Source organism: Mesorhizobium sp. M0621 (assembly GCF_040320745.1).
Lineage (GTDB): Bacteria > Pseudomonadota > Alphaproteobacteria > Rhizobiales > Rhizobiaceae > Mesorhizobium.
In genome coordinates this window covers 25,492-34,792 of record NZ_JAMYQF010000062.1, presented here as the reverse complement: position 1 = coordinate 34,792, position 9,301 = coordinate 25,492, and the positions used below count along the sequence as shown (strand labels likewise).

Here is a 9,301-nt window from a genome sequence, read left to right as displayed (position 1 = left end):
CAGCCTGCCAGCAGTGGCGCGCTGATCAGCCCGGCCCATGCCGGAGAGCACGGCGACCAATGCCGCCAGCTACACCACGCCGCGGGACACGATCCTCGCAGGATTTGCGAGATATCTGGCACACCATAGCAATCGACAATGAAAAAGCGGCGGACAAGCTGCTAATGCGCATTTTTGACAAGCTGGGATTGGCGGCTCAACACTCCAAGATGGGCACCGCCCGGCCCGAATTGAGCGCAACGGCCCGTGTGCTCATAGAAGGCCGTTATGTTGTCATTTACGAACCGCAATCGGATGGCGTCCTAGTCGTGGCGATTGTCCACGGGATGCGCGATCCGGAACACTGGCTGTAGCCCGAAACCGGTCTGCTACAGCAGTTCCCGGATGCCTTTCCAAGCCTTTCTGCCAAGCCTTGAATCAGCCTCGTCATTGCCTCCGTGTGCATGCAGTGCCGAGCGTGGAGTGTTTTCGCCTGGCAGGAGAATGCGGTGACCCGCATCCGGCGATGAAACGAGACGGGTGACCTTGCCAGCTTCGCCGCGCCGCCGAACAATCTCCGTGGCGAACCACAGGGAGGGTCACAGCGCGTCGTCGCCACCTGCGACCAGCAGAATCTCGGCCGATGCAGTCTCAACGGGGATGGCTGCCGCATTTGCTTCCCATTCGAAGGCTTTCAAACAATGCTCGAAGTGTCCTCGGTAGGACACAAGGCCATCCACATACTCTCGGCTCCAATTCGGATCCGTCGGCACGAACGGCAGGGGAATACCGTCGAGCGACCATGAGGATCGTTCAGGCCAACTGACACCATCCCGGCCCGCACCGATATTTCCCCAAACCACCGATGACGGGCTGATAGCGACCACAGCGTTGATGCGCTGGTCATGGACCGCCGCAAGCAGTGATGCCTCGGCACCCTTGGATGTGCCAACGTAGACTATGCGGCGGCATCCTGTTTCAATGAGAAAGTTGGTTGCCGCAAAGAAGGTTTCGAGGGGAATTTCGCATATTCCGGGAGCCTGGCGTTCGCCGCCAAACCACTGCAAGGCCAAGGCCGACGAGCCCTCGTTTGCAAAGAGCCGTGCGCGCCCGACATCGACGCGGCCGCTCGATCCGCCCAGCACCACGACGCCGGTGGTAGCGTGCGGGCATCGAAACAATGTTCCGGCGACGGCGCCGGACAGGTCTTCCTCGATTACCGCCTGTGCTTCCATATACGCACCGAACCTTGGGCCGGCACCTACGAGCCAGCTCTACAAATATTCGGCAAGAAGGCCGCCTGCAACAAGATGCTGCAAGCGGCCTTCGATAGCGACGCCTACTTGGCGTTCGGGTTCGGCATCCAGGCCGGCATCGCGACATCGGCATGGGCGAACTGCGGCAGCTTGGCCGATAGGTCTTCCATGTTCTTGATATCCTTGTCGATGAGGTCCTTCTGGGTGATCAGCGTCGGCGGCACGACGACGTTATGGCCGGGGTCTTCACCAACCAGCAGCTGTGCCAGCGCGCGCACCGAAACCTGGCCGACGACGGCCGGGTTGGTGGCGGCGGTCGCAGCCCAGGCGCTGTCGGGCTCGCGCATCGCAGCGATATCGGACGTCGAGATATCGGCCGAATAGATCTTGATGCCCTTGTTGAGCCCGGCTTCGTCAACCGCGATCTTCACGCCCTTGGCGAATTCGTCATAGGGGGCGAACATCACCTTGATGTCGGGATGGGCTGACAGCACCGAACGCGCCTGGTTGGCGACGGAGTTGGCGATCGGGTTGTCGAGGGTGCCGAACATCGCGACTTCCTTGACGCCCGCATATTTCTTCTTCACGTCGACCCAGGTCTCGTTGCGGCGGTCGAGCGGCGCGATGCCGGCGACATAGACATAGCCGGCATTCCAGCTCTCGCCATTGTCCTTGACCGCCTGCTCAAGCGCGAGGCGCGCAAGGTCGCGGTCGGACTGTTCGACCTGCGGGATCTTGGGGTTTTCGACATTGACGTCGAAGGCCACCACCTTGATGCCGGCGTCGACCGCGCGCTGCGCGGCGTCCTTCATCGATTCCGTCAGGCCGTGCTGGATGATGATGCCCTGCACGCCGAGCGCGATGGCCTGGTCGACCATATCGGACTGAAGCGCGGCGTCCTGGCGGCTGTCGAGCACGCGCAGGTCGATGCCGAGAGCCTTCGACTGCGCCTCGACGCCGCTGAGATAGGCCTGGAAGAAGTCACCGGTCGAGAGGTAACGCACCAGCGCGATCTTGACGCCGGGCTTGTCGAACGGCGCCGGCTTGTCCGCGGCCAGCGCCGGGAATTGCATCAGCATGGTTGCGCCGGCCAATCCGAGCGCCACCTTCCCCAGAAGTCTTCTTGTAATGCTCATTTTGTTTTCCTCCACTCTTGTTGAACCCAAAATCCTGTTCCGGTCGAAAGCTACCTCCTGCCCCTGCCCGAAAGGGCAAAGGTGAAGACAAGGGCGACGACCAGAACCACGCCCTTGACGAAATCCTGCGTGTAGTAAGGCGCGTTCATCATCGTCAGGCCCTGCAGCAAGATGCCGACGAACAGCGCGCCGATGGCGGTGCCGAAGGCGTTCGGCTTGGCGGCACCGAGCACCGCGTAGCCGATCAGCGCCGCGGCAACCGCATCGAGCAGCAGATTATTACCCGAGGCGATGTCGCCGCGTCCAAGCCGGGCGGCGAGCAAGATGCCGCCGATCGAGGCAAAAACTCCCGAAATGACGTAGGCCCAGATCTTGTATGCCTTGACAGGCGCGCCTGCGAGTTCGGCGGCCCGCTCGTTGCTGCCGACCGCATACATCATGCGGCCGAAACGGGTGTATTCGAGGAAGAACCAGATCAGCACGGCGAGCACGAGCAGTACCACCACCGACACCGGAATGAGATTGGGGATGAAGAAATCGAAGCGGTGGCGTCCGAGCGCCAGGAAGGCGTCGGAGAATTTGCCGTTGGCGACCGAACCGTCGGGCATGGTCATGCCGGTGGCGATCGAGCGGCCTTCTGTCGGAATGCGCTGCAGGCCGACGAGCAGGAACATCATGCCGAGCGTCGCCAGCAGATCGGGCACGCGCATGTAGACGATCAGCCAGCCGTTGATCAGGCCGACAATGGCGCCGATGAGCAGGCAGACGACGACCGCGACAAAAGCGTTCTGCTCCAGCACCACCATCACATAGGCCGCCGCCATCATGGCTGATGTGGCGACCGAGCCGATCGACAGGTCGAAGCCGCCGACGACGAGCGTCGCGGTGACGCCGAGCGCCAGCACGCCGGTGATGGCGACCGACTGGAAGATGAAGACGGCACTTTGCGGCGAGACGAAACCGGCGGCGGCGATCGCGAAATAGGCGACAAGCCCGAACAAGAGCACGATGAACCCATAGCGGATGGCATGGTCGCGCAACGTCATTCAGCGCTCCCGCGCGCCGCTGCCGTCTTTACCCAACTCGAACCCATTGTCTCTCCATTCCAATTCCTATTTACCGCCCATCAGACGGCGTTGTGCAGCCGCCCACCAGCGACTTCGGCCAGCAGCCGGTCGAGATCGACTTCGGCATTGCGATGCTCGCCGACGATGGTCTGCTCAGACATCACCAGGATGCGGTCGGCGGTCTCCAGCGCCTCGTCGAGTTCTGTGACGAACAGCAGCGTGGCGCGGCCGTTGGCACTTGCCCTGAGCTTGGCGGCAATGTCGCGGCGCGCGGAAATGTCGACGCCCTGAAACGGCTCGTCCAGAATGAACAGTCTGGCATCCTGAGCCATCCACCGGGCGACCATCACCTTTTGCTGGTTGCCGCCGGACAGCTCCGACATGTCGTCCTTCTCGGAGCGGCAGACGATGCCCAGTTCCTGTATCTGCCGGCGCGCCGTGGCGCGTTCCAGGCGGCGCCTGAGAACAGCGAAACGTGACATGCGCTTGTGGAACGGCAGGCTGATATTCTCCTGGATGTTGAAGCCGCCGACGATGCCGTTCTCGCCGCGGTCCTTGGCGACAAGGAACACGCCGGCGGCGATCGCCTCACCCGTCGATCGCGGCGCATAGGGCTTGCCGTTCATCGTCATGGTGCCGGAAAGCGGCCTGCGCACGCCAAAAAGCGTCTCGGCGAGTGCTGTCTTGCCGACACCGACGAGACCGGTGATGGCAACGACCTCGCCGTCGCCGAGCGTCAGCGAGATCGGCCGGGCACTTGGCGCGATGCGCAGGCGCTCGATCGTCAGGATTGCCTTGGCCGAATTCCTGACAATGATCTGGTCGAGATGGATCTTGCGGCCGAGCATGGCGTTGACCGCGCCTTCATAGTCGAGCGGCTTCTTGTCGAAGATGCCTGAGATGATCCCGTCGCGCATAGAGACGATGCGGTCGGCCAACCGCCTGATATCCGACATGCGATGCGAGATGTAGAGGATCGCCACGCCTTGCTCGCGCAGCCTGTCGATCAGCTCAAACAGCCGATCAGCCTCGGTGCTGGAGAGCGATGAGGTCGGCTCATCGAGGATCAGCACTTTCGGCTGGTGCGCCAGTGCGCGGGCAATCGCCACCATCTGGCGATCGGCCAGCGAAAGATCGCTCACCCGCGCCTTCAAATCGATGGCCAGCCCCATGCGGTCCGCGACCGCCTTGGCCTCCCGGCGCACGCGGACCGGATTGAACAGGGTCGGCGCGCCGCTGCCGCTCAGCCTGTCGAGGGTCAAATTGGTGGCGACGTCGAGATCGGCGACGACACCGTCATTGATGTTCTGGTGAACGGTGACGACGCCGGCGCGGATCGCCTCAGCCGGGGTTTTCGGCGCAAAATCCTGGTCGGCGAGCGCCATCGTGCCGCCACCGCGTTCGTAGACGCCGGAGATGATCTTGACGAGGGTGGATTTGCCGGCACCGTTGGCGCCCATCAGCACGGTCGCTTCGCCCGCATGCAATTCAAGCGAGACGCCGCCAAGCACCTCGTTGTGGCCAAAGGATTTCCTCAGTCCCTCTACGCGGAACACGGCATTGCCGACCATGCGTTCCTCCCTGACATGACGCTATGGGCTGTATCGGCAATTGTCAACACGATTGACAATTGCCAGATCGCTTCCTAGCTTGGCCCAGCCGCCATGCCTCAATTATGTTGGGAGCGCATATGCGGGAGGATGACGATGACTGAAGATTTGCCGTTCGAAGCCCTGTCGGTCGAGACCCTGGCAGTCCGCCTTTCCACAAACGATGCGTTGTGCGCGAAGATCGGCAAGGACACTGGCGCCTGGAAGGTCCGCGAGGTCGGTGACGGCAATCTCAACCTGGTGTTCATCGTCGAGGGCGCCAGCGGTGCGGCGGTGGTCAAGCAGGCCCTGCCCTATGTCCGCTTGGTCGGTGACAGCTGGCCGCTGCCCTTAAAACGCTCCTTCTTCGAATATCACGCGCTGACAAGGCAAGAAGCGCGCGCGCCCGGATCGGTGCCGGCGATCCATTATTTCGATGAACGTCAGGCGCTGATCATCATGGAATATCTGGCGCCGCCGCACATCATCCTGCGCCGCGCGCTGATCGAAGGCCGGCGATTGCCGAACATTGCCCGGGATATCGGCCTGTTCATGGCCCGCACGCTGTTTCGCGGCTCCGACCTGCATATGGCGGCCAAGGACCGCAAAGCCGACCTGGCGCTGTTCGCCGACAATGTCGAACTCTGCGACATCACCGAGAGCCTGGTGTTTTCCGACCCCTATTTCGATGCCAAGATGAACCGGCACACCTCGCCGCAGCTCGACGGCATTGTCGCCGAACTGCGTGCCGACCGCGACCTCAAGGTCGAGGCGCAGCGGCTGAAGCACATCTTTGCCGCCAATGCCGAAACGCTGCTGCATGGCGATTTGCATTCCGGCTCGATCATGGTCACCGACACCGAAACCCGGATGATCGATCCGGAGTTCGCCTTCTACGGTCCGATGGCCTTCGACGTCGGCATGCTGCTCGCCAATTTCTGGATGTCGTTCTTCTCGCAGCGCGGGCACGAGCAGGAAGGAAAGCGCGACGCCATGCGCGCCTATCTGCTCGGCGTGACGGTCGAGACCTGGTTGGTATTCCGCGCCGAGTTCTCGCATCTGTGGCGCACCGAACGCACCGGCATGCTCTATCAGAGGAGCCTGTTCGAGGATCAGGGCGACAGGCTCGGCGCGGAGCAGGCGCTCGACCATGTGCTGCACCAGATCTGGACCGATCTGCTCGGCTTTGCCGGCATCGAGGTTCACCGGCGCATCCTCGGTCTCGCCCACAATGCCGATTTTGAGACCATTGCCGACGAGGATTTGCGCGCCAGTTGTGAGGCAAAGGCGCTGAAATTCGGCCGTCATATCGCCGTCAATCGGCGCCAGATCCACAGCATCGACGAGGTCAACCAACTGGCCGCGCTGATTGAACAGGAGAGCAGCATTTGAACGTCGGCGACCGCCTCTATCGCACCATCTGGCTGAGCGACGACGGGCGTTCGGTGGAGATCATCGACCAGCGCTGGCTGCCGCATGATTTCCGCATCGAGACGATCGGCACGGTTGCCGGCATCGCCACCGCGATCCGCGACATGTGGGTGCGCGGCGCGCCGCTGATCGGCGTCACCGCTGCCTATGGCGTCGCCATGCAGATGGCGGACGATGCGTCCGATGCAGCCCTCGATGCGGTGTGGGAGACCCTGCACGAAACGCGCCCGACCGCGATCAATCTGCGCTGGGCGCTGGATGAGATGCGGCGCTTCCTCCGCCCGCTGCCAACAGAGCAACGCGCCGCAGCCGCCTATCGGCGCGCCGGTGAGATCGCCGACGAGGATGTCGACCTCAACCGCGCCATTGGTGAGAACGGTCTCGCCATCATCAAGGCGATCGCGGCGCGCAAGCAGAAGGGCGAGCCGGTCAACATCCTGACGCACTGCAATGCCGGCTGGCTGGCGACCGTCGACTACGGCACCGCCACCGCGCCGATCTATCTGGCGACAGAGGCCGGCATTCCGGTCCACGTCTATGTCGACGAGACGCGGCCGCGCAACCAGGGCGCCCAACTGACCGCGTGGGAGATGGCCGGGCACGGTGTGCCGCACACGCTGATCGTCGACAATGCCGGCGGTCATCTGATGCAGCGTGGCGAGATCGACATGGTCATCGTAGGCACCGACCGCACGACTGCCAATGGGGACGTCTGCAACAAGATCGGCACCTACCTCAAGGCGCTCGCCGCCGCCGACAATGATGTGCCGTTCTATGTCGCACTGCCGTCGCCGACCATCGACTGGACGGTGCATGACGGTCTGGCCGAAATCCCGATCGAGCAGCGCTCGGCCGACGAGGTCTCGCTGGTCTGGGGCAAGACCGCCAGCGGCGAGATTGCCCAGGTGCGCATTTCGCCGGAGACGACGCCTGCGGCAAATCCGGCTTTCGACGTGACGCCGGCGCGGCTGGTGACCGGCCTGATCACCGAGCGCGGCGTCGCCAAGGCGTCGCGCGAAGGCTTGAAGGCGATGTTTCCCGAGCGCGGGTAGGAGCCGACCGTCGAACCCTCAATACAGCGGCTTGGCCATATGCCTTGGCGTTGGCCACTGCGTGGTGGTGCCGGGCTGCACCGGCCGCTCGAGATAGGTCGACAGCACCACATAGCTGCGTGTCGAAGTGACGCCAGGCGTCTCGTAAAGGCGCGACAGCAATCCTTCGAGAGCCCTGGTGTCCTCGGTGCGGACCTTGAGCAGCATGCAGCTGTCGCCGGCAACCGAATGGATCTCCTCGACCTCCGGATACTCCGAGACCGCCATCAGCTCCGGCGTCTTTCCCCAGCCCTTGGTGTCGATATGGACAAAGGCAAGCAAAGGCTTTTTCACCGCCCGGGGATCGATGATCGCCGCGGTGTTCCGGATGGCGCGGCTGCGTCGAAGGCGTTTGACGCGCTCGTGCGCGGCAGGAGGCGACAAGCCCACGCGATCGCCCAGTTCGGCGTAGCTGATCGTGGCGTCGTCGACCAGGACGCCTAATATTCTTCGGTCTATCGCGTCGAGGTCGCGGGCCGCAGCCTTGTTCTGCGTAATACCATCTGTTTCTTCATCCATGGCGAATTTCCCGATTGCAGCTGAATAAAATACGGCGATTATGACGATATGTCGAACGCAGATCAAGTTGCATCATTGGCGCCAAGCGCCCGAGCCCCTATCCCGGCGCTAGCTTACCTGCTGACCGGATGCATTGCGGTCATCGGCTCGAATTCGCTTGTGTTGGGTCCGATTGCACCGGCCGTCGCCTCGTCTTTCGCAACCAGTGTGCCGGCCGTGATGATCGCGGCGGCCGCGTTCGGCCTTGGCACCTCCGCAAGCGCGCTGTTCCTGGCCCGCTATATCGACCGGCTCGGCGCGCGCCAGATGCTGCAGGGCGCACTGTTGCTGTTGGCACTGGCGCTTGTCGCAAGTGCCGTGGCACCAACGGTGATCATGCTGGTCGCGGCGCAGCTGCTTGCCGGCATCGCTGCAGGCATCGCCATGCCGGCGATCTATGCCAGTGCGGCCGCCATCGCGCCGCCCGGCCGTGAAAGCGGCACGATCGGCGTCGTGCTGACCGGATGGACGCTCAGCATGGTCGCCGGTGTTTCGCTGTCGGCCGTGCTTGCCGATCTCGTGCACTGGCGCGCCGTTTTCGCAGCAGTCGCTCTGCTGGCGGTGCTTGCATTGGCCGGCCTCTCACTCTCCTCGCTAAACGATGTCAGGAAAAGCGGCCCGGCACCGACCCCGCTGGACGCGCTCGGCATTCCCGGCATCGTCCCGCTGCTCATTGCCTGCGCCGCCTTCATGACCGCCTTCTATGGTGTCTATGGCTATCTCGGCGACCATCTTCACGTCGGGCTGGGAGAGCCCGTCAGCGCCAATGGGCTCGCCGCACTCGCCTATGGCATCGGGTTCGGCACCGCTGCTCTCCTCGATGGCGTCATCGACCGGCTGGGTGCACGCAGAGTCATGCCATTCGCCTATCTTCTGGTCGCCGTCGTCTACGTCGCCATGGCCGCGACGAGCGGCAGTTTCGGGCTGACCTTGACCATGGTGGCGGTCTGGGGACTGGCCAATCATTTCGGGCTGAATGTCCTGGTGATGCGCCTGTCGGCACTTGATCCGTCGCGGCGCGGTACGATCATGGGCCTGAACAGCGCGGTGACCTATCTGGCGGTCTTCGTCGGCACCACCAGCTTCGGGCCACTTTATTCCAGCTTTGGTTTTGCGGCATGCGCGGCGGTCGCGGCAGTGCTGATGCTGGTTGCTGCGTCGGCGGCGGCGTGGCGCCGATCCAATTGACAGACT

At 63.1% G+C, this 9,301-nt stretch carries 8 protein-coding genes and 1 pseudogene; 4 read left to right on the top strand and 5 right to left on the bottom strand.

Features of this window, described 5'->3' with window-relative positions; translation table 11 throughout:
* Positions 1–59: 59 nt before the first annotated feature.
* Positions 60–353 carry a type II toxin-antitoxin system RelE/ParE family toxin gene (locus tag NKI38_RS28875; RefSeq protein ID WP_352663697.1) on the top strand — a complete coding sequence of 98 codons (294 nt, stop codon included), beginning with the start codon at positions 60–62 and terminating at the stop codon, positions 351–353.
* 15 nt (positions 354–368) lie between these two features.
* Here the strand turns inward: NKI38_RS28875 and NKI38_RS28870 are convergent.
* The 4 genes and pseudogenes from NKI38_RS28870 to NKI38_RS28855 form a co-directional block, all read right to left on the bottom strand.
* Positions 369–1,214 (bottom strand): annotated as a pseudogene (locus tag NKI38_RS28870) (acyl-CoA thioester hydrolase/BAAT C-terminal domain-containing protein).
* A gap of 104 nt (positions 1,215–1,318) precedes the next feature.
* A complete protein-coding gene (locus NKI38_RS28865) occupies positions 1,319–2,371 on the bottom strand; it encodes a substrate-binding domain-containing protein (RefSeq protein ID WP_352663695.1) in 1,053 nt (350 codons plus the stop codon).
* Positions 2,372–2,421: 50 nt separating this feature from the next.
* Positions 2,422–3,417 (bottom strand): ABC transporter permease, encoded by a 996-nt coding sequence (locus NKI38_RS28860; RefSeq protein WP_352663693.1) that lies wholly within the window; start codon positions 3,415–3,417, stop codon positions 2,422–2,424.
* An 80-nt stretch (positions 3,418–3,497) separates the two neighbouring features.
* Positions 3,498–5,009 (bottom strand): sugar ABC transporter ATP-binding protein, encoded by a 1,512-nt coding sequence (locus tag NKI38_RS28855; protein ID WP_352663691.1) that lies wholly within the window; start codon positions 5,007–5,009, stop codon positions 3,498–3,500.
* A gap of 135 nt (positions 5,010–5,144) precedes the next feature.
* Between NKI38_RS28855 and mtnK the strand changes: the two genes are divergently transcribed.
* On the top strand, positions 5,145–6,419 hold the full coding sequence (gene mtnK, locus NKI38_RS28850; RefSeq protein WP_352663689.1) for an S-methyl-5-thioribose kinase: 1,275 nt from the start codon (positions 5,145–5,147) through the stop codon (positions 6,417–6,419).
* Positions 6,416–7,510 carry an S-methyl-5-thioribose-1-phosphate isomerase gene (mtnA, locus tag NKI38_RS28845; protein WP_352663687.1) on the top strand — a complete coding sequence of 365 codons (1,095 nt, stop codon included), beginning with the start codon at positions 6,416–6,418 and terminating at the stop codon, positions 7,508–7,510. Before mtnK ends, mtnA begins: the two co-directional genes overlap by 4 nt.
* An 18-nt stretch (positions 7,511–7,528) precedes the next feature.
* Here the strand turns inward: mtnA and NKI38_RS28840 are convergent, their stop codons facing one another.
* Positions 7,529–8,068, bottom strand: coding sequence for an Lrp/AsnC family transcriptional regulator (locus NKI38_RS28840; RefSeq protein ID WP_352663685.1), 540 nt, complete (start codon positions 8,066–8,068; stop codon positions 7,529–7,531).
* 48 nt (positions 8,069–8,116) lie between these two features.
* Here NKI38_RS28840 and NKI38_RS28835 point away from each other — a divergent pair, with 48 nt between their 5' ends.
* Positions 8,117–9,295 carry an MFS transporter gene (locus NKI38_RS28835; protein ID WP_352663683.1) on the top strand — a complete coding sequence of 393 codons (1,179 nt, stop codon included), beginning with the start codon at positions 8,117–8,119 and terminating at the stop codon, positions 9,293–9,295.
* The last annotated feature ends 6 nt before the right edge of the window (positions 9,296–9,301 follow it).